This is a genomic window from Micromonospora sp. NPDC049051 (genome assembly GCF_043197575.1).
GTDB lineage: Bacteria > Actinomycetota > Actinomycetes > Mycobacteriales > Micromonosporaceae > Micromonospora.
Genome location: NZ_JBICTL010000003.1, coordinates 395,242 through 413,890, shown reverse-complemented (window position 1 = coordinate 413,890; position 18,649 = coordinate 395,242). Strand labels below are relative to the sequence as shown.

General features: G+C 74.1%; 19 protein-coding genes. 15 read left to right on the top strand and 4 right to left on the bottom strand.

Annotated features, from left to right (window positions below; genetic code table 11):
* Positions 1 to 60 precede the first annotated feature (60 nt).
* The 8 genes from dop to ACGFIR_RS14080 all read left to right on the top strand — a co-directional run bounded on the left by dop (position 61) and on the right by ACGFIR_RS14080 (position 6,715).
* Positions 61 to 1,578: a depupylase/deamidase Dop gene (gene dop / locus ACGFIR_RS14115; protein WP_393007904.1), complete on the top strand. Its 1,518-nt coding sequence runs from the start codon at positions 61 to 63 to the stop codon at positions 1,576 to 1,578.
* Positions 1,579 to 1,687: 109 nt separating this feature from the next.
* Positions 1,688 to 1,903, top strand: a complete 216-nt coding sequence (locus ACGFIR_RS14110) for a ubiquitin-like protein Pup (protein WP_088993750.1) — start codon at positions 1,688 to 1,690, stop codon at positions 1,901 to 1,903.
* A 316-nt stretch (positions 1,904 to 2,219) separates the two neighbouring features.
* Positions 2,220 to 2,465: an endonuclease VII domain-containing protein gene (locus tag ACGFIR_RS14105; protein WP_393007902.1), complete on the top strand. Its 246-nt coding sequence runs from the start codon at positions 2,220 to 2,222 to the stop codon at positions 2,463 to 2,465.
* Complete coding sequence (prcB, locus tag ACGFIR_RS14100) at positions 2,384 to 3,223, top strand: proteasome subunit beta (RefSeq protein ID WP_393007900.1); 840 nt, start codon at positions 2,384 to 2,386, stop codon at positions 3,221 to 3,223. Before ACGFIR_RS14105 ends, prcB begins: the two co-directional genes overlap by 82 nt.
* Positions 3,224 to 3,284: 61 nt before the next feature.
* Positions 3,285 to 4,106, top strand: a complete 822-nt coding sequence (gene prcA, locus ACGFIR_RS14095) for a proteasome subunit alpha (protein WP_393007898.1) — start codon at positions 3,285 to 3,287, stop codon at positions 4,104 to 4,106.
* Between the two features lie 229 nt (positions 4,107 to 4,335).
* Positions 4,336 to 5,694 (top strand): Pup--protein ligase, encoded by a 1,359-nt coding sequence (gene pafA / locus ACGFIR_RS14090; RefSeq protein ID WP_393007896.1) that lies wholly within the window; start codon positions 4,336 to 4,338, stop codon positions 5,692 to 5,694.
* Positions 5,695 to 5,763: 69 nt separating this feature from the next.
* Positions 5,764 to 5,949: a hypothetical protein gene (locus ACGFIR_RS14085; protein ID WP_393007894.1), complete on the top strand. Its 186-nt coding sequence runs from the start codon at positions 5,764 to 5,766 to the stop codon at positions 5,947 to 5,949.
* A gap of 217 nt (positions 5,950 to 6,166) precedes the next feature.
* Entirely contained in the window at positions 6,167 to 6,715 is a 549-nt protein-coding gene (locus tag ACGFIR_RS14080) for a carboxymuconolactone decarboxylase family protein (protein WP_393007892.1), read from the top strand.
* 104 nt (positions 6,716 to 6,819) lie between these two features.
* On the opposite strand, the gene ACGFIR_RS14075 is transcribed toward ACGFIR_RS14080, so the two are convergent.
* Both ACGFIR_RS14075 and ACGFIR_RS14070 read right to left on the bottom strand, forming a co-directional pair.
* Positions 6,820 to 7,905, bottom strand: coding sequence for a DUF3866 family protein (locus ACGFIR_RS14075; RefSeq protein ID WP_393145165.1), 1,086 nt, complete (start codon positions 7,903 to 7,905; stop codon positions 6,820 to 6,822).
* A 47-nt stretch (positions 7,906 to 7,952) separates the two neighbouring features.
* The gene (locus ACGFIR_RS14070) at positions 7,953 to 8,915 is read right to left on the bottom strand and encodes a cation diffusion facilitator family transporter (protein ID WP_393145163.1); all 963 of its coding nucleotides are present in this window, start codon (positions 8,913 to 8,915) and stop codon (positions 7,953 to 7,955) included.
* Between the two features lie 118 nt (positions 8,916 to 9,033).
* Here ACGFIR_RS14070 and ACGFIR_RS14065 point away from each other — a divergent pair, with 118 nt between their 5' ends.
* The 7 genes from ACGFIR_RS14065 (at position 9,034) to ACGFIR_RS14035 (ending at position 14,841) form a co-directional block, all read left to right on the top strand.
* Positions 9,034 to 10,032, top strand: a complete 999-nt coding sequence (locus ACGFIR_RS14065; protein WP_393007887.1) for a helix-turn-helix transcriptional regulator — start codon at positions 9,034 to 9,036, stop codon at positions 10,030 to 10,032.
* A complete protein-coding gene (locus ACGFIR_RS14060) occupies positions 10,029 to 11,069 on the top strand; it encodes a helix-turn-helix transcriptional regulator (RefSeq protein WP_393007886.1) in 1,041 nt (346 codons plus the stop codon). Before ACGFIR_RS14065 ends, ACGFIR_RS14060 begins: the two co-directional genes overlap by 4 nt.
* 10 nt (positions 11,070 to 11,079) lie before the next feature.
* Entirely contained in the window at positions 11,080 to 11,328 is a 249-nt protein-coding gene (locus ACGFIR_RS14055; RefSeq protein WP_393007885.1) for a hypothetical protein, read from the top strand.
* A 197-nt stretch (positions 11,329 to 11,525) separates the two neighbouring features.
* Complete coding sequence (gene tatA / locus ACGFIR_RS14050; protein WP_393145161.1) at positions 11,526 to 11,852, top strand: Sec-independent protein translocase subunit TatA; 327 nt, start codon at positions 11,526 to 11,528, stop codon at positions 11,850 to 11,852.
* Positions 11,853 to 11,870: 18 nt separating this feature from the next.
* Complete coding sequence (gene tatC, locus ACGFIR_RS14045) at positions 11,871 to 12,821, top strand: twin-arginine translocase subunit TatC (RefSeq protein ID WP_393007883.1); 951 nt, start codon at positions 11,871 to 11,873, stop codon at positions 12,819 to 12,821.
* A 655-nt stretch (positions 12,822 to 13,476) separates the two neighbouring features.
* A complete protein-coding gene (locus ACGFIR_RS14040; protein WP_393007882.1) occupies positions 13,477 to 14,082 on the top strand; it encodes a response regulator transcription factor in 606 nt (201 codons plus the stop codon).
* A 180-nt stretch (positions 14,083 to 14,262) separates the two neighbouring features.
* A complete protein-coding gene (locus ACGFIR_RS14035) occupies positions 14,263 to 14,841 on the top strand; it encodes a response regulator transcription factor (protein WP_393007880.1) in 579 nt (192 codons plus the stop codon).
* Positions 14,842 to 14,894: 53 nt separating this feature from the next.
* On the opposite strand, the gene ACGFIR_RS14030 is transcribed toward ACGFIR_RS14035, so the two are convergent.
* Both ACGFIR_RS14030 and ACGFIR_RS14025 read right to left on the bottom strand, forming a co-directional pair.
* Positions 14,895 to 16,853 carry an ATP-binding cassette domain-containing protein gene (locus ACGFIR_RS14030; RefSeq protein ID WP_393145159.1) on the bottom strand — a complete coding sequence of 653 codons (1,959 nt, stop codon included), beginning with the start codon at positions 16,851 to 16,853 and terminating at the stop codon, positions 14,895 to 14,897.
* Entirely contained in the window at positions 16,850 to 18,580 is a 1,731-nt protein-coding gene (locus tag ACGFIR_RS14025; protein WP_393145157.1) for an ABC transporter ATP-binding protein, read from the bottom strand. The genes ACGFIR_RS14030 and ACGFIR_RS14025 overlap by 4 nt, the downstream gene beginning before the upstream one ends.
* Positions 18,581 to 18,649: the final 69 nt, after the last annotated feature.

Sequence of the window (18,649 nt, the reverse complement as noted above, 5' to 3'; positions counted from 1 at the left end):
ACGGCCGACTACGCTCGACGTGACGGGGGACCGGGTCGGGCGAGCGAAGCGGGTAGGTCGATGAGCGTAAGACGGATCATGGGCACCGAGGTCGAGTACGGCATCTCCGTTCCCGGACAGGCCGGAGCCAACCCCATGGTCACCTCCTCCCAGGTGGTCAACGCCTACGGGGCGCGTCCGGAACTCAACCGGGGCGGCCGCGCCCGCTGGGACTACGAGGAGGAGTCGCCGCTGCGGGACGCGCGTGGCTTCACCTACTCCGGCGCGGCGTACGACCCGGCCGAGGCGCTCGCGGACGAGGACCTCGGGCTGGCCAACGTGATACTCACCAACGGGGCGCGGCTCTACGTCGACCACGCCCACCCGGAGTACTCCACGCCGGAGGTGACCAACCCGCTGGACGTGGTGCGCTGGGACAAGGCGGGGGAGCGGGTGATGGCCGAGGCGGCCCGCCGCGCCGCCACCATCCCCGGCACCCAGCCGATCCACCTCTACAAGAACAACACCGACAACAAGGGCGCCAGCTACGGCGCCCACGAGAACTACCTGATGCGCCGCCAGACCCCGTTCGCCGACATCGTCGCGTACCTGACGCCGTTCTTCGTGACCCGGCAGATCGTCTGCGGCGCGGGCCGGGTCGGCATCGGCCAGGACGGCGGGCAGAGCGGCTTCCAGATCTCCCAACGTGCGGACTTCTTCGAGGTCGAGGTCGGCCTGGAGACCACGCTCAAGCGGCCGATCATCAACACCCGCGACGAGCCGCACGCCGACGCCGACAAGTACCGCCGGCTGCACGTCATCATCGGCGACGCCAACCTGTCGGAGATCTCCACGTACCTCAAGGTCGGCACCACGGCGCTGATCCTCACGATGATCGAGGAGAAGGCGCTCGGCCCCGACCTCGGCATCGCCGACCCCGTCAGCGAGCTGCGCGCCGTCAGCCACGACCCGAGCCTGACCCACCGGATGCGGCTGCGCGACGGGCGGCGGCTGACCGCCCTGGACCTGCAGTGGGCCTACTACGAGCGGGTCCGGTCCTTCGTGGACGACCGCTACGGCAGCGACGCCGACGAGCAGACCCTCGACGTGCTCGACCGCTGGGAGCGGGTGCTGGACAGGCTGGGCCGCGACGTCATGCTCTGCGCCGACGAGCTGGACTGGGTGGCCAAGCTGCGGCTGCTGGAGGGCTACCGGGAGCGGGAGCAGCTCGGCTGGGGTTCGCACAAGCTCCAACTGGTCGACCTGCAGTACTCCGACGTCCGCCCGGAGAAGGGCCTCTACCACCGGCTGGTCTCCCGGGGCGCGATGAAGACGCTGCTGGACGACGAGCAGACCCGCACCGCGATGACCGAGCCGCCGGAGGACACCCGGGCCTACTTCCGTGGCCGCTGCCTGGCCCAGTACGCCTCGGAGGTCGTCGCGGCGAGCTGGGACTCGGTGATCTTCGACGTCGGCCGGGAGTCGCTGGTGCGGGTGCCGATGATGGAGCCCGAGCGGGGCACCCGCAAGCACGTGGGGGCGCTCTTCGATCGGTGCCCCAGCGCGAAGGACCTCCTGGAGACCCTCACCGGCGGCTGAGGCGTCGTCGTCGACGGATGCCCGTCGTGTGCCGAAGGCGGCGCGCGACGGGCTTTTCGTCGCCTCCGCGAGGTAAGTTGATCGCAGGGCGATCGTGGAGGAGGCAGCAATGGCCACTCGTGACAGCGGCGGGCAGTCGCAGTCGGGCAAGTCGCGTCAGGGCGAGGAGATCGAGGACGTCACCACCGAGGCGAATCCGGAGGTCGCCGAGCGGCACGCCGAGATCACCGAGGACGTCGACGACCTGCTCGACGAGATCGACTCCGTCCTGGAGGAGAACGCCGAGGAGTTCGTGCGCGGCTATGTACAGAAGGGGGGCGAATAGGGTAAATCAGGCATTCAGGTATGCCTCAGCGGTGGGACGACCGCCACGGCAGCACGGACACGAGGTGCGCCAACTGCCCGTGGTGCCGGACGGGCGCCGCCGGTGTCCGTCGTGCGCCGAGGTGAAGTCGCTGGAGGACTTCCCCGGAACCGCTCGGGGCGCGGGACGGCCGTGGTCGGTACCGCGAGCCGTGCCACGACGCCAAGGGCGGGGAGTCCCGGCAACACCTGTACGGCGGGACGCGTGAGTACCACCTGCGGCGGCGCTACGGCGTCGGGACAGGGAGTTCCAGGAGCTCCCGGCCGAGCGGGGCGGGGTGTGCGCGATCTGCGGCACGCCGGACCCCCAACATCTGGACCACGATCATCGCACCGGGTGGGTGCGCGGGATATTGTGCTTCAACTGCAACGGTGGTCTCGGCCAGTTCCGTGACGATCAGTCGCGGCTGGCGGAGGCGATCACATATCTGAGAGGAACCACGTGGCAGCGGGTTTTGATCCATCCGGGCGTCTACCAGATGTGTTCACCAACGCGGGGACGTCCTCCTTCACCTCGTTCCTGAGCAAGGTGGCCCCCGAGATGCTGCCCGGCCGCCGGCCCCTGCCGCCGGGTATGGCCGCCGACATGGCGCCCCACGCGACGACCATCGTGGCGATCTCGGCCGCCGGCGGCGTCGTGATGGCCGGCGACCGGCGGGCCACCATGGGCAACCTGATCGCCCAGCGCGACATCGAGAAGGTGCATCCGGCCGACGCGTACTCGCTGGTCGGCATCGCCGGCACGGCGGGCATCGGCATCGAGCTGATGCGACTGTTCCAGGTGGAGCTGGAGCACTACGAGAAGATCGAGGGCGCGATGCTCTCGCTCGACGGCAAGGCCAACCGCCTCGCCTCGATGATCCGCGGCAACCTGGGCGCCGCGATGCAGGGTCTCGCGGTGATCCCGCTCTTCGCCGGGTTCGACCTGGCCGCGAAGGACCCGGCGCGGGCCGGGCGCATCTTCAGCTTCGACGTCACCGGCGGCCCCTACGAGGAGACCGGCTACGACGCGATCGGCTCCGGCTCGCTCTTCGCCAAGTCCGCGCTCAAGAAGCGCTTCCAGCCGGGTCTCTCGGTTGACGAGGCGGTCCGGCTCTCGGTCGAGGCGCTCTACGACGCCGCCGACGACGACACCGCGACCGGCGGCCCGGACCTGATCCGGCGGATCTACCCGGTGGTGATGACGGCGACGGCGGAGGGCACCCACCGGCTCACCGACGAGGAGATGTCGGCGATCGCCGAGAGCGTGGTCTCCGGCCGGATGGAGAACCCGGGCGGTTGATCCGCTCCCGCCCGCACCAGTCAGCAGCCGTCAGCACAGCGCCCTAAGGAGAACCGCCGCCGTGGCCATGCAGTTCTACGCCTCGCCCGAGCAGATCATGCGCGACCGCTCCGAGTTGGCCCGCAAGGGCATCGCCCGGGGCCGCAGCGCGGTCGTCCTGAGCTACTCCGGCGGGGTGCTCTTCGTCGCCGAGAACCTCTCCAGCGCCCTGCACAAGGTCAGTGAGATCTACGACCGGATCGGCTTCGCCGCCGTCGGCCGCTACAACGAGTTCGAGAACCTGCGCCGCGCGGGAGTGCGGATGGCCGACCTGAACGGCCTGAGCTACGACCGGCGGGACGTCACCGGCCGGGCCCTGGCGAACGCGTTCGCGCAGACCCTGGGTGCCATCTTCACCGAGCAGTCGAAGCCGTTCGAGGTGGAGATCTGCGTGGCCGAGGTCGGCGCCACCGCCGAGGACGACGAGCTCTACCGGCTCACCTACGACGGCTCCGTCAACGACGAGCCGGGCCGGATGGCGATGGGCGGGCAGGCCGAGGCGATCACCGGCGTGCTGAAGTCGCACCACCGCCCGGACATGTCGCTGGGCGAGGCGGTCAAGGTCGCGGTGCAGGCGCTCGGCAGCGTCGGGGGAGAGGGCGGTTCCGCCCGTACCATCGCCGCCAACCAGTTGGAGGTGGCGGTGCTGGACCGGCGCCGGGTGGGGCGGACGTTCCGTCGCATCACCGGGGCCGCGTTGACCGCGCTGCTCGACGGCGACAAGGCCGAGGAGGCGGTGCCGGCCCGTCCGGAGACGCCGACCTCCCCGAGCGAGGAGGCGAAGAAGCCCACCACGTCGGCCGGATCGGCGGACCTGGAGGGCCAGGAGAGCCCCGAGGCGTAGCGGACACAACACCCGGGCGGGCGGTCTCGGGCGCGAACGCGCCTGACCGACCGCCCGTTTCCGCGTCACCTCGTCTCCGGCCCGGGCGTTCACCTGGGCGCCGAGCGTCCACCCGGGATCCCCGCGAACGGTGCGCGTGGGCGCGCCCGCCCTGTCGACGCGGTGGCCGGCGCGAGACGGGCGCGGCGTGCGCTGCCCATCTGGGGCCTCGGGCGGCTAATGTCTCATCATGGAGCGGCGAATCTTCGGCCTCGAGACCGAGTACGGCGTCACCTGCACCTACCGTGGGCAGCGGCGGCTGTCCCCTGACGAGGTCGCCCGGTACCTCTTCCGCCGTGTCGTGTCGTGGGGCCGGTCGAGCAACGTGTTCCTGCGCAACGGCGCCCGGCTCTACCTGGATGTCGGCTCGCACCCGGAGTACGCCACTCCGGAGTGCGACTCGGTGGTGGACCTGGTCGCGCACGACCGGGCCGGGGAGCGGATCCTGGAGGGTCTGCTCGTCGACGCGGAGAAGCGGCTGCACGACGAGGGCATCGCGGGCGACATCTACCTGTTCAAGAACAACACCGACTCGGCCGGCAACTCGTACGGCTGCCACGAGAACTACCTGGTGTCGCGACACGGGGAGTTCGGCCGGCTGGCTGACGTGCTGATTCCGTTCCTGGTCACCCGGCAGTTGATCTGCGGGGCGGGCAAGGTGTTGCAGACGCCGCGTGGGGCGGTCTACTGCCTCTCGCAGCGGGCCGAGCACATCTGGGAGGGCGTGTCGTCGGCGACGACCCGGAGCCGGCCGATCATCAACACCCGCGACGAGCCGCACGCCGACGCGGAGCGCTACCGCCGACTGCACGTCATCGTCGGCGACTCCAACATGAACGAGGTCACCACGCTGCTCAAGGTCGGCACCGCCGACATCGTGCTGCGGATGATCGAGGCCGGGGTGGTGATGCGGGACCTGACGCTGGAGAACCCGATCCGGGCGATCCGCGAGGTGTCGCACGACATCACCGGGCGCCGCAAGGTGCGGCTCTCCTCGGGCAAGGAGGTCAGCGCGCTGGAGATCCAGCAGGAATACCTCGCCAAGGCGACCGAGTTCGTGGAGCGGCGCGGCGGCGACCAGACCGCGAAGCGGGTGGTGGAGCTGTGGGGCCGGGTGCTGCGCGCGGTGGAGACCGGTGACCTGGAGCCGGTGGCACGGGAGATCGACTGGGTGACGAAGCTACGGCTGATCGAGCGCTACCAGCGCAAGCACGACCTGCCGCTGTCGCACCCGAGGGTGGCCCAGATGGACCTGGCCTACCACGACCTGCGCCGGGGGCGCGGCCTCTACGGGCTGCTGGAGCGGCGCGGCGAGGTGGACCGGGTGACGACCGACCCGGAGATCTTCGAGGCCAAGGAGACCCCGCCGCAGACGACCCGGGCCCGGTTGCGTGGGGAGTTCATCCGGCACGCCCAGGAGAAGCGGCGGGACTTCACCGTCGACTGGGTGCACCTGAAGCTCAACGACCAGGCACAGCGCACGGTGCTCTGCAAGGACCCGTTCCGGGCGTACGACGAGCGGGTGGAGCGGCTGATCGCCAGCATGTGACGGGGGAAACCGGCCCGGTGCGGTGCTGGCCGCCGTCCGGGCCGGCGGAGCCGGTAGGCTGGCCGCGCCATGACGACATCCGAACCTCCCGAGAGCGGCCGCCAGCGTCAGAACTGGGCCGAGCGCCGCCGCGAGAAGATCCGTGACGAGATCGCGCGCAACCGGCGCGGCGAGTACACGGTGCCCACCTGGGTGCTGGCGCTCGCGCTGGTGCTGATCGTGGGCGCCTGGCTGGCCCTGATCTTCCTGGTCTGAGCCGCCTGCCCCGAGCCCGACGGCCGGCGCCCGGTCGAGCGCCTGCCGGCCCGTCGCGGCACCTTCCTCCTCCCGCCCCGCCTCCCGCCCCGCCTGCCGCCCCTGCTGAGCAATCGCGAAGTTGCGCCGGCGGCGGCGTACCTGGAACCGTCATCGCGTTCGGCGTTTCCGGTGACCGGCTGCGCGCGCTGCGTGGTCGTGGCAGGAAGGTGGCGGCATGGCACACATCGACCTCGGTCTCGACGAGCGGGCACACCCGGGCATCAACGGCCCGATGATCTTCCGCCCCGAGACGGCCAAGCCGCTCAACGAACTGGCGGAGACGCTGCTGCGCGCCCCGCACCCGACGCTGACCCCCGGCGAGCGGGAGCTGATCGCGGCGTACGTGTCGGGGCTGAACGAGTGCCGGTTCTGCTGTGCGTCGCACTCGGCCTTCGCCGCCGCGCAGCTGCCCGCGGGGATGCGGCTGGTCGACCAGGTCCGAGCCGATCCGGCGACCGCCGAGGTCAGCGACAAGCTGCGTACGCTGCTGGAGATCGCCGCCGCCGTGCAGCGCACCGGCCGCGACGTGACGACGGAACTGGTCAAGGCCGCGCGGGCAGCCGGCGCGACGGACCTGGAGATCCACGACACGGTCCTGATCGCGGCCGCGTTCTGCATGTTCAACCGCTACGTGGACGGGCTGGGCACGCTCGCCCCGGAGGACCCGGTGGTGTACGAGCGCTCCGCCGAGCACATCGTGCGGCACGGCTACGGCGCGAGCTGAGCAGGCGCTGAGCTGACCGCCGCCCGGGCGGAGCGCCGTGCCGCCGCCCGGGTGCCGCCGCAGCGCCGCGCCGACACCCGGCGGGCGGTCGACTCAGCGGGCGGTCAGCTCAGCAGGCGGGCGGCGTGCCGGCCGGCCGCGGCGGCGGCCAGGAAGTAGGCGTGGTCGGCGTCGAGGCCCCGGCCCATGGTGGACAGCGGCACGGGCGCGGCCCGCAGCGCGGCGTCGAGGCCGTCGGTCGGGACCCGCACGAGGCTGTGCCGCGCCGCGAGGGGCGCCAGCGCCGCGTCCACCTCGCCGGCCAGCGCCGGGGCCAGGCCGTCGGGCACGACCAGCTCGGCGGAGGCGAGGGCCACCCGGCCGTACGCGGTGAGGCTGTGGTGCGACACGCCCCGGTGGCGGGGCCGTGGGTCGGCGTCGGAGATCCGCAGCGACCCGACCGGGCGCCCGCCCAGCGTGGCGACGGCGTTGACGGCCTCGCCGACGGCCACCCCCGAGAAGCCCCACCGGGTGCCGGTGCCCAGGTTGCCCGGCCCCTGGGCGACGATCACCACGTCGGCGCGCAGTACGTGCCGGGCGGCCAGCAGCCCGCTGTGCACGGTGCCCGCCTCCAGGTCCCCGCCGAACGCCTGGCCGACGGTGACCGTGCCGACGAGGTGCTCGCGCAGCCCGGCGAGGGTACGGGAGAACCAGGCCGGCAGCGCCCCGCCGTCGGTCAGCAGGTACGCCACCCGGGCGGCGGGCGCGTCGGCGTGGATGCCGGCCAGGATCGCCGGCAGCGCGGAGTGCAGGTCGGCGGTGACCACGGGCAGGCCGGCCAGGTCGTCGGCGGCTGCCATCACCTCCCGGTGCGGGGACGCCTCCTCGTCGACGCCGAGCAGGATCGGCTGCAGCGGGGTGTAGCGGGCCTTGACCAGGTGGCCGGCGTCGCGGTTGTCGAGGGCCTGCGGCGGGTCCGGCGGCAGCCGGTCGGGCAACGCCACGACCAGGGCGTACCCGCCGGTGCCGAGGCCCATCAGCAGTGCGCCGGCGTTGAGCAGCACCCGGTCGCCGGGCTCGGGCCGGCCGACGAGGGCGGGGTAGGCGAGGGCGCGTACGCTGCCGCCGTCGGACAGGTCGACGTCCAGTTCCACCGCCCCGGTCCACTGCCGCCGCAGCGCCGTCACCGTTCCCGACCGCCATCGCACCATGCCCGGCACGCTAGCGTCGCCGCCCCGGACGGGCGCGCCCGGGGCGGTCAACCGCCGGAACCGTCCGGCTCCGGGTCGTCGCGCCCGGCGGCGCGCGTCGGGTCGAGGAAGACGTGCCGGACGTACGGGTGACGGGCGGCGAGGCGCCGCTCGGCCTGCTCGGCGGCGGCCTCGATGGTCGCGCCGCTGACGTCGTCGTCGAAGTCCACCTTCGCGGCGACCAGGACCTCACTCGGCCCGAGCTGCATGGTGAGCAGCGTCTCGATGCCGCGTACGGCGGGCAGGCCGGCGATCTCCTCCGCGATCTCACCGCGCAGCCGCTCGGGCACCGCCCGCCCGACCAGCAGCGAGAGGTTGCTGCCGGCCAGGACGGCGGCCACCACGAGCAGCAGCACGCCGATCAGCACGGAGGCGATGCCGTCCCACAGCTCGTCGCCGGTGAGCTGGGACAGGCCGACCCCGACGGCGGCCAGCACCAGCCCGATCAGGGCGGCGCTGTCCTCCAGGAACACGGCCTTCAACGGGGTGTCCGAGGTCAGTTGCAGGAACCGGCGCGGGGTGGTACGCCAGTGCCGCGACTCGCGGCGCACCTGGCGCACGGCGCGCGCCAGCGAGACCGACTCGATGGCGAACGACACGGCCAGCACGACGTAGGTGACCAGGTAGTCGCCGCTGTGCTCGTGCACCAGGATGGTGGTGATGCCGTGGGTGACGGCGAAGCCGGCGCCGGCGACGAACGTGAACAGGGCCGCCAGGAACGCCCAGACGTAGCTCTCCTTGCCGTACCCGAACGGGTGCCGGTCGTCGGCGGGCCGTGCCCCGCGGCGCAGCGCGAGGTAGAGCAGCACCTCGGTGGTGGTGTCGGCGACGGAGTGCACGGCCTCGGAGAGCATCGCCGCCGACCCGGAGAGCAACCCGGCGATCAGCTTGGCCACCGCGATGGCGAGGTTGGCGGCCCCCGCCACGACGACGGTGCCGACGCTTTCGCTCCTGACCTCCGGCTGGGTCACCACGCCACTGTAGAGTCGGCGGCGCCCGCCGACCGGTGAACCGACCGTTCGCGACGCGCGGCACGTCCTGCCCGCGTGGGTGCACGGGTGCGCCGGGTGGGCTGCTAGCGTCTACCGCGTGTCGCGGACCCGCACCGAACGCCTGGTCAACCTGGTTATCTGCCTGCTGTCCACGCGACGGTTCCTGACCGCCGCGCAGATCGCCGCGACCGTGCCCGGCTACGAGCACGATCCGGACGACGCGCGTGACCACGAGGCCTTCCAACGCAAGTTCGAGCGGGACAAGGCCGAGCTGCGTGAGCTGGGTGTGCCGCTGGAGACGGGGACGGCGAGCGTCTTCGACGCGGAGCCGGGCTACCGGATCGCCCACCGGGAGTACGCGCTGCCCGAGATTCCCCTGGAGCCCGACGAGGCCGCCGCGGTCGGCATCGCCGCCCGGCTCTGGCAGCACGCCGGCCTGGCCGCCGCCGCCTCCTCCGGGCTGGCGAAGCTGCGTGCCGCCGGCGTCGACGTGGACCCGCAGGCCACGCTGGGCCTGGAGCCGATGGTGACGGTGGATCCGGCGTTCGCCCCGCTCACCGCGGCCGCCCGCGACCGGCGGGAGGTCACCTTCGACTACCGGGTGCCCGACCGCGACGACTCCACCCGCCGGCGCCTGCAACCGTGGGGCGTGGTCTGCTGGCGGGGCCGCTGGTACGTGGTCGGGCACGACCTCGACCGCGCGGCGACCCGCTGTTTCCGGCTGTCCCGGGTGGTCGGCGCGGTCCGGGTGACCGGCGCGTCGGGCGGCTACGAGCCCCCGACGGGGGTCGACCTGATCAGCCACGTGGCGCGCTGGTCGGGGCCGACGGAGCGCACCGGGCGGGCCACGGTGGTGGTCGCCGCCGGGCGCGCCGCCGGCCTGCGCCGCTGGGCGGTCGGCGTCACCGCCGGGCCCGACGGTGACCGGCTCGTCCTGCCCTACGCCGACGCGGACGTGCTCGCCGGCCAGCTCGTCGGCTACGGCCCCGACGTGCGGGTGCTCGATCCGCCAGAGGTGCGCGACGCGGTGATCCAGCGGCTCAAGGAGATCGCCGCCCGGCACGACGACCTCGCGGTCACCGGGGGTGTCCGGTGACCCGCCCGGCCGCCCGGGGCGGCTCCCGCGCGTCGGCCGACCGGCTGGCCCGGCTGCTGAACCTGGTGCCCTACCTGCTGGCCCGGCCCGGCATCGAGATCGCCGAGGCGGCCGGAGACCTGGGCGTCACCGAACGGCAGCTGCGCGAGGACCTGGAGCTGCTGTGGGTGTGCGGGCTGCCCGGTTACGGGCCGGGTGACCTGATCGACATGGCCTTCGACGGCGACCGGGTCACGATCACCTACGACGCCGGCATCGACCGGCCCCTGCGGCTCACCCCGGACGAGGCCCTCGCGTTGGTGGTGGCGCTGCGGATGCTCGCCGAGACGCCCGGGGTGACCAACCGGGAGGCCGTCGAGCGGGCCCTCGCGAAGATCGAGCACGCGGCCGGCGACCTCGTCGCGGCGCCCGTCGAGGTCCGGCTGCCCGCCGACACGCGGCGGGTGGAGGAGCTGCGGGCGGCCGTCGACAGCGGCCGGGCGTTGCGCATCACCTACTACACGGCCGCCCGGGACGAGACCACCGACCGCGTCGTCGACCCGCTGCGGATGCTGATGGTCGGCGGGCGGGCGTACGTGGAGGCGTGGTGCCGCCGTGCGGAGGGGGTGCGGCTGTTCCGGGCCGACCGGATCGACGCGGTCGCCGAGCTGGAGGAGCGGGCCGTGGTGCCGCCGCAGGCCCGCCCGCACGACCTCACCGACGGGGTGTTCCGGCCGTCGCCGGACCTGCCGCTGATCACCCTGCGGATCGGCCGGGGCGAGCGGTGGCTCACCGAGTACTACCCGTGCGAGCGGGTCGAGGCCGGCGACGGCGACCACTGGATGGTCTCGCTGCGGGTCACGGACCTGGCCTGGGCCCGCCGGTTCGTGCTGGGCCTGGGCCCGGACGTGACCGTGGTCGCCCCGGCCGAGCTCGCGGACCAGGTGCGGGCCGCGGCGGTCGCCGCCCTCGACGCGTACGCCTCACCGGTGCCGGCCGCGCCGGGCGGGCCGGACCCGACTCCGGCCGATCCGGCGCTGGCCGCCGGCACCCAGTAGGCTGGCCGCCGTGGTGAAGTGGATCGTGCTCGCGGTGGTGCTGTTCGCGCTCGTCGTGTTCGCTCTGGCCCTGCGGCTGGTGCTGGCGCGCCTGCCACGGCTGCGGCGCGCGGCCGTGGCCCTGCAACGTCGGGCCACCGAGGCGGAGGCGCTGCGGGAGACCGCCGAGACTCTCCAGGCGCGGGCTGAGGCCCTCCAGGGGCAGCTCGACACCACCCAGCGGCGGCTGGCCGTGATCAGGGCAAAACGCGGCCGTTGATCGGTCGGTGCGCGAACCGCTCCGGTTGCGCGCAGGAATGATCTCTGCGGCAGACGGTTGACGGGACGTCCCGCGTTGGTCAGACTTCACCGACCGGGGCGAAACCACCATCACCCGGCGGGTGGCAGCGGCCGTCAGCGGACGTACGATGGACTGCGGTACACCCCCACGACGACACAGAGCGACTGGAGCTTCCCATGGGTGCCCTCAAGCCGTGGCACATCGCCGTACTCGTGGTCGTGCTGATCCTGCTCTTCGGTGCGAAGCGGCTCCCCGACGCGGCCCGTTCGCTGGGCCGGTCGCTGCGGATCATCAAGGCCGAGACCAAGAGCCTGCACGACGACGACCGCGACCTCGCCGAGAAGGCCGACGCGCAGGCCGGCTACCAGCCGCTCCCACCGCAGACCGTCCAGGGTCAGCCGTACGCGCCACCGCCCGCCGGGCAGCAGCCGCACGTCGCCCCGCAGCAGCAGCCGTACGCACCCCCGGTCAACGACCCGGTGCAGCGCGTCCGCGACAACTGACCGAAGGGCCCGAGACCCGTGGCCTTCTCCCTCAAGAAGCGCGGCCCGAGCAACTTCGAGCGGGCCGCCGACGGTTCGATGACGCTCATCGAGCACATCCGCGAGCTGCGTGACCGGCTGTTCCGCGCCTCCGTGGCCATCGTGATCGGGCTGATCATCGGCTTCGTGCTCGCGCAGCCGGCGTTCGATCTGCTCAAGCAGCCCTACTGCCGGCTTCCGGGCATGGTGGTCGATGGTGAGTGCCAGAACTTCCTGCAGCTCGCGCCGACCGACGGCTTCGTCCTCAAGCTGAAACTGGCGCTCTGGATCGGCTTGATCATCGCCGCGCCGGTCTGGCTCTACCAACTCTGGGCGTTCATCGCGCCCGGCCTGCACCGCAGCGAGCGCAAGTGGGCGTACGTCTTCGTGGCGATCGCGGCGCCCCTGTTCGCCGCCGGCGCGGTACTGGCCTTCTTCGTGGTGGACAAGGGCCTGGCCTTCCTGCTGGAAGCCGGTGTCACCGGCACCGACTCCCAGTTGGAGGTGACCCGCTACATCTCGTTCGTCACCAACATGATCCTGCTCTTCGGGGTGGCGTTCGAGTTCCCCCTCACCCTGCTGATGCTCAACTTCACCGGGGTGGTGAGCGCCCGCAGGCTGCTCAGTTGGTGGCGGGCCGTGGTCTTCGTCTGCTTCGCCTTCGCGGCGGTGGCGACCCCCGACCCCGGGCCGTTCGGCATGACCCTGCTGGCGCTCTGCCTGTCGCTGCTCTACTTCGTCGCTGTCGGGGTGGCCTTCATCAACGACAAGCGCAAGGGCCGCGGCAAGGAGGTCTACGCGGGCATCGACGACGACGAGGTGTCACCGTTGGAGTTCGACCCCGAGCCGGTGGAGGCCGGGCAACGGGTGGACGCCAGCGCGCCGATCACCGCCCCGGAGCCGATCGCCGCGCCGGCACCGATCGAACGCCGCTACGACGACATGACCTGACCGCCGGTCGCCGACGTCCCGCACCTGCCGGGCGTCCGCGCACCGCAGGCAGCGCCGCGAACGAGCCCTCCGTCACCGGGGGGCTCGTTCGCGTTGTGCTCCGGCGCGGCATCGCGACCACCGCGGGCGGGTTCCCTAACGCACGGCGCGTCAGCCGTCGACACCCAGTCGGCAATCCGTCACGAAGCATCCACTGGCTGCGATCGGGTAAGCAGATCTTTACGATGTGTCGACGTGTTCGACGAGGGAGGTCGCTGTCCAATGCGTCGCCCGGCGTTCCGCCGCCCACCCGTCGCCGCACGGAGCGGGGACACCGTGGCGGCGACCACGGGTGTGGGCGCCCCGGCATCCGGCGGGCGGCGCGCCGACGCGAACCCTTCGACGGACGCCGGCGGAGGGCCGCCACCCGTGTCGGCCGCCCTGGGTGACCCGCGTTCCGGGGTGAGTGCCCACCCTGGCCGGGGCCCGCACGGTCGTCCGGCCGCGCCGCCAGGCGCCCGGCCGCCCGGTCGCCCCTGCCCCTGACCGTCGGCTCGCTGCACCTGTCGCGCGCCAGCATCCAGTCGTTTCCGTCCGTCCACTCGGCCGGCCGGCCGAGTCCCGTCAACGGGACCCGACCGCCACCCCACCACCACCCCCAGATCGGAGCCACGCCTTGATCCGCGTCGTCGTTGTCGAGGAGATGGGACTGTTGCGTACCGCCCTGTGCGCGGCACTGTCGAGCGAGGAGGACATCCAGGTCGTCGCCGAGGTGACCGGGGTGGCGGACCTGCCCACCCTGGTGCGCCGGCACCGGCCGGACGTCGTGCTGGTGGATCTGGCGCCGGACGCCCCGCACCCCGTCGAGGCGGTCGCCGAGATCACCGAGGCGATGCCCGACACCGCCGTGCTGGCCATGGGCCGCCGGTGGAGCCAGCGCATCGTGGGGGACCTGCTGGCCGCCGGCGTACGCGGCCTGGTCGGCAAGGACGCCTCGCTGGAGGCGCTGGTCGACGCCGTGCGTGAACTCGCCGCCGGAGGGAAGGTCATCGACGCCGAGGCCGCCGTGACGGCGCTACGCCCCGAGTCGAGCCCGTTGACGCGCCGGGAGGTGGAGGTGCTGCGGGTGGCCGCGGAGGGCCTGCCGATCAAGGAGATCGCCCGCCGGCTCTACCTGGCGCACGGGACGGTACGCAACCACCTCTCGGCGATCATGCGTAAGACCGGCGCCCGCAACCGGATGGAGGCGGTGTGGCGTGCCCGCCGCGACGGCTGGATGTAGCGGGCACGCGTCCGCCGGCTCGTGCCCGCCGCACCGTCCCGCCTGGACGGTGCGGTCGACCTCACCGCCATCGCCGCCCGCGCTCTCGACGCCACGCGCGCTCGCCGAGCGGAACCTGTCGGGGCGTGATTGAATTTTGACGTTCCGTGATCTACCTGATGACGTTCCGGAGGGTCAACGGTGATCCGTACGCTGCTCGCTCTCGACGGTGCCCTGGTCCGGGGTGCCCTGTCGCTCGTCCTCGCCGCCGAGGAGGACATCAGCGTGGTGGCGGAGCTGGACCGGGGCGAGGCCCTGCCGCCCGCGGTACGCACGCGGCGCCCCGACGTCGCGGTCGTGGACCTCGACCTCGTCGACGAGGCGGGCCTGGCGGGGCAGTGCCCGTTGCTGGTGCTCGCCGACCGGCGTCGGGCGCGCAGCCTGCACCGGGTCCTCGTGCCGGGGCGTACGGTCGGGATCCTCGGCAACGACGTCTCCCCGCAGCGGGTGGTGGACGGCATCCGGCGGCTGGCCCGACACGAGTCGGTGGTCGACGCCGACCTGGTGATGGCGGTGTTGCGCCGGGACAGCCCGCTCAGCTCACGGGAGGCGGAGATCCTCGACCTGACGGCGGCCGGGGCCCCGGTGGCGGAGGTCGCCCGGGCACTCGGGCTCGCCCCGGGAACGGTGCGCAACCACCTCGGCCGGATCGCCCGCAAGGCGGGCGCGCGTACGAGGGTGGAGGCGGTACGCCTCGCCCGCGAGGCCGGCTGGATCTGACGACAGCACCGCCGGCGCTGGCTCTGACGACAGCATCCGCCGACGGCGGGTGGTCAGGGCCGACCGATCGGCACGCGGGCCGGCGGCGCCTCGGCCCAGTGCCCGACGAGCTCACGATAGGTGCACGAGCGGGTCAGCAGGTCGTCGTGGGTACCGACCAGCGGACGATCGCCGTCGAACACCAGCACCCGTCCCGCCCGGGTCGCCGAGCTGATCCGGTGCGCGATCACCACCAGGGTGCCGGGACGACGGGCGAAGGCGCGCTCGACGGTCGCCTCCATGGTCGGGTCCAGGTGACAGGTCGCCTCGTCGAGGATCACCAGCGGCGCGGGGGCCAGGTAGGCCCGGACGGCGGCGACGAGCTGGCGCTCCCCGGCGGAGAGGGCGGCGGGATCGACGTCGGCGTCGAGGCCCCCGAGGCGGGCCACCAGGGCACCGGCGCCGAGGGCGTGCACGGCGGCCAGGACCGTCGCGTCGTCCGCGCCGGGGTGCAGGTAGCGCAGGTTGTCGCCGACGGAGCCGCTGCGCACGTACGCCTCCTGCGGCACCAGCACCCGCAGCCGGGCCAGCGCGTCCGGCGGTGTGCCGGCGACCGGCACGCCGGCCAGGTGCACCGTGCCGGACTCCGGCGGCACCAGGCCGGCGATCAGCGCGGCCAGGGTGGACTTGCCGGCGCCGCTCGGCCCCACCACGGCCAGGTGCTCGCCGGCCGCCACGGTCAGGCTGAGGTCCGCCAGCACGGGGCGGGCGTGCGTGCCGTACCGGAAGGTCAGCCCGCGCAGCGCGACCGCCGGCAGATCGCCGTCACCGCCGGCGGCCGCCAGCGTCGGGCCCGTGGCGGCCCGCGTGCGGTCCGCCAGGTCCGTGGCGGCCTGTGCGCCGTCTGCCCGGGCAGCGGCGCGGTGCGCCGGCACGGCGGCGACGGGGGACGCCGCGACGCCGGCCGGCGCGTCCGGCGGCCGGGGCGGCCTGCCCTCGACGTCGGCGGTGTCTGAGCTTGCGCCGCCCGGCTCCGGCCCGGGGGACGCGCTGGTGCGCAGGATCCGGCCCAGCGTGACGGCGTAGCGCAGCCCGCCACCGCCGACGCCCTGCACCACCGCGTGCAGGGCGGGTTGCAGGCCGGTGGTGACGTAGACCAGCGCGCCCAGCACCGCTCCGGCGCTCAGCCCCTGCCGGACCAGCCACGGCGCGGCCAGCACGAGCACCACCACGGGCAGCCAGCCGCCCACCCCCAGGCTGAGGCTGCGCAGCGCCGCCATCCGGGCCAGGGTCCGCTCCGCGTCGGCCTGCGCGGTGACCCGCCGGTCCACGTCGGACACCACGCGCTCCTGCGCGCCGCAGGCGACGACGTCACGGTGCCCGGCCAGCGCCGACGCCGCGGCCCGGCCGAGCCGCTCGCCGGCGGTCACCTGCGCCCGTTGGTGCGCCGCCATGGCCGGCAGCGACGCGGCGAACACGACGAGGCCCACCAGCAGCGGGGCGGCCACCGCAGCCGCCAGCGGCGGGGCCAGGGTGAGCAGGCCGAGCAGCGCCGCGCCGGCGGTGAACAGGAACCCGCGGACCACCAGCACCAGCCCGCCGAAGGTGTCCCGGACCACCTCGACCTGGTGGGTCAGCCGGGCCACGGTGGCGCTGTCCGCCCGGCCACCCGACCGGGTCGCCTCGTGCAGCGCCGCCCGCACCACCCGGTCGGCCAGCTCGTCGCGGAACGGCTCCACCACGGCCCCGAGGCTGCGGTACACCTGTCCGGTGGCTGCTGCGCCCACCAGCACGGCCGCGCCGAGTCCCGCCAGCCAGGCCAGGCCGGTGCCGAACCGCCCGGCCAGGAACCCTCCGTCGACGGCGCGGGCCACGAGCACCCCGCCGAGCAGCGCCGGCAGGGCCTCGACCGCCGACCAGGCGGCCAGCCGGCCCAGCGCCCGGCGGCGGGCGCGCAGCGCCCCCCAGGTGGTCCGGCGTACGCCCGCGGCGGTGTGCGACCCGTCCACGTTCCGCGTGCCGCGGCCGCTCACCGCGCGTCCCCGGCGGGTGCGAAGACCGCCCGGTAGGCCGGATCGGCCCAGAGCTGCCGGTGTGGCGCCACGGCCCGCAGCCGGCCACCGTCGAGCCACGCCACCAGGTCGGCTGCCGCCGCCGTCGTGGCCCGGTGGGTCACCACGAGGCGGGTACGCCCACCGGCGCCGGTCGCTACCGCCCGGGCGATGCGGTGCTCGGTGGCGGTGTCGAGGCTGGACGTGGCGTCGTCGAGGACGAGCAGTCGCTCGGCGGGGAACGCGCGGGCCAGCCCGAGGCGCTGCGTCTCGCCGCCGGAGAACGGCGCGTCCGTCAGCCGGGTGCGGAAGCCCTCGGGCAGCCGGGCGACGACGTCGGCGACCTGCGCCGCCCGGGCCGCGGTCAGCACGGCGGGGGTGGCCGGGGCCGAGTCGGCGGGCGGTCGCGCCGACCGGGCGGGCAGTGCGAGCCCGATCGCGTCGTGCACCGTCTCGCCGACCAGGACGGGCCGGTCGAAGGCGTGGCCGACGGCCCGGCGCAGCGCGGGCGGGGCGAGCCGGTGCAGCGGCACCCCGTCCAGCAGCACCTCGCCGGTGTCCGGGTCGTGCAGCCGACCGGCGACCGCGGCGAGGGTCGACTTGCCGGCGCCGGAGCGCCCGACGACGGCCACCGTGGCGCCCGCCGGGACGGTCAGGTCGATCCCGTCGAGGACCGCCCGCCCGTCCTCGGCCCGTACGCCGACACCACGCAGCCGCAGTTCCCCCCGCCCGGGCGGCAGCGGCTCGCAGCCGTCGGGGCGTACCGGGTGGGCCAGCGGTTCGGCGATGCGGCTGGCTGCCGCGCGGCTGCGGACGAGACGGTTCAGCGTGGCCAGCACCGCCCCGAGCCCGGCGCCGAGGGCCGCGTACTGCACGGCGGCGACGAGTTGACCGGGGGTGAGCCAGCCCACGGTCAGCGCGTACCCGCCGACGGCCACGACGGCCACCTGGAGCAGCGGCCCCACGGCGGCGGTGCGGGCGCTCGCCCTGGCCAGCAGCCGCCAGCTGAGCAGGCCGTACCCGCGCAGTTCCGGCAGGGCCGCCAGCACCCGGGCGCGTTCCCGGTCGACGGTCGCGGCGGCGGCGATGGTGCGGGCGCCGCCGAGCGCCTCCAGCAGCCGGCCGGCGATCTCTCCCAGCACCCGCTGGTAGCCGGTGACGGCGGCGGAGGCGTCGGTGACGAAGGCCCGCATGAGCAGGGTGAGCAGGACCAACCCGCCGAGGAGGGTGACGCCGAGCAGCGGTTCGAGCAGGGTGAGCGCCACGACGCTGCCGACCGGGGGGAGCAGCGCGACGACGCCCAGCACCACGGCGGTGCCGGCCTGCCCGGCGTCGGCGGCCTGCCCGACGAGCCGACCCACCAGGTCACCCACCGGGTGACGGCGGACGGTGCGGACGTCGCAGGCGAACAGGTGCCGCAGCAGGCGCCGGCGCAGCCGCGCGGTGGCCCGCGCGGCACCGTAGCCGCTGGCCACGTCGGCGAGGATGTCGGTGAGCATGAGTACGGCGATCAGGCCGCAGGCGGCGGCCGGCCACCAGGCGCCCCCGTCGCCACCGACGGCGGCGTCGACCGCGAGCCCGAGCGCGGCGGGCAGGGCAAGTTCGGCGGCGGCGCCGGTGAGCGCGACCGCGCCGAGCAGGACCGTCCATGCGCCGCCGTCGCGGACCACCCGCCGCAGCAGGCGGTCGGACCCGGTCGGCGCGCCCATGGCTTCTCCCACGAAAGACGTGCGGCCCTGGGCGGACACGTCGGTCCGCCCAGGGCCTCGCGTGATGAC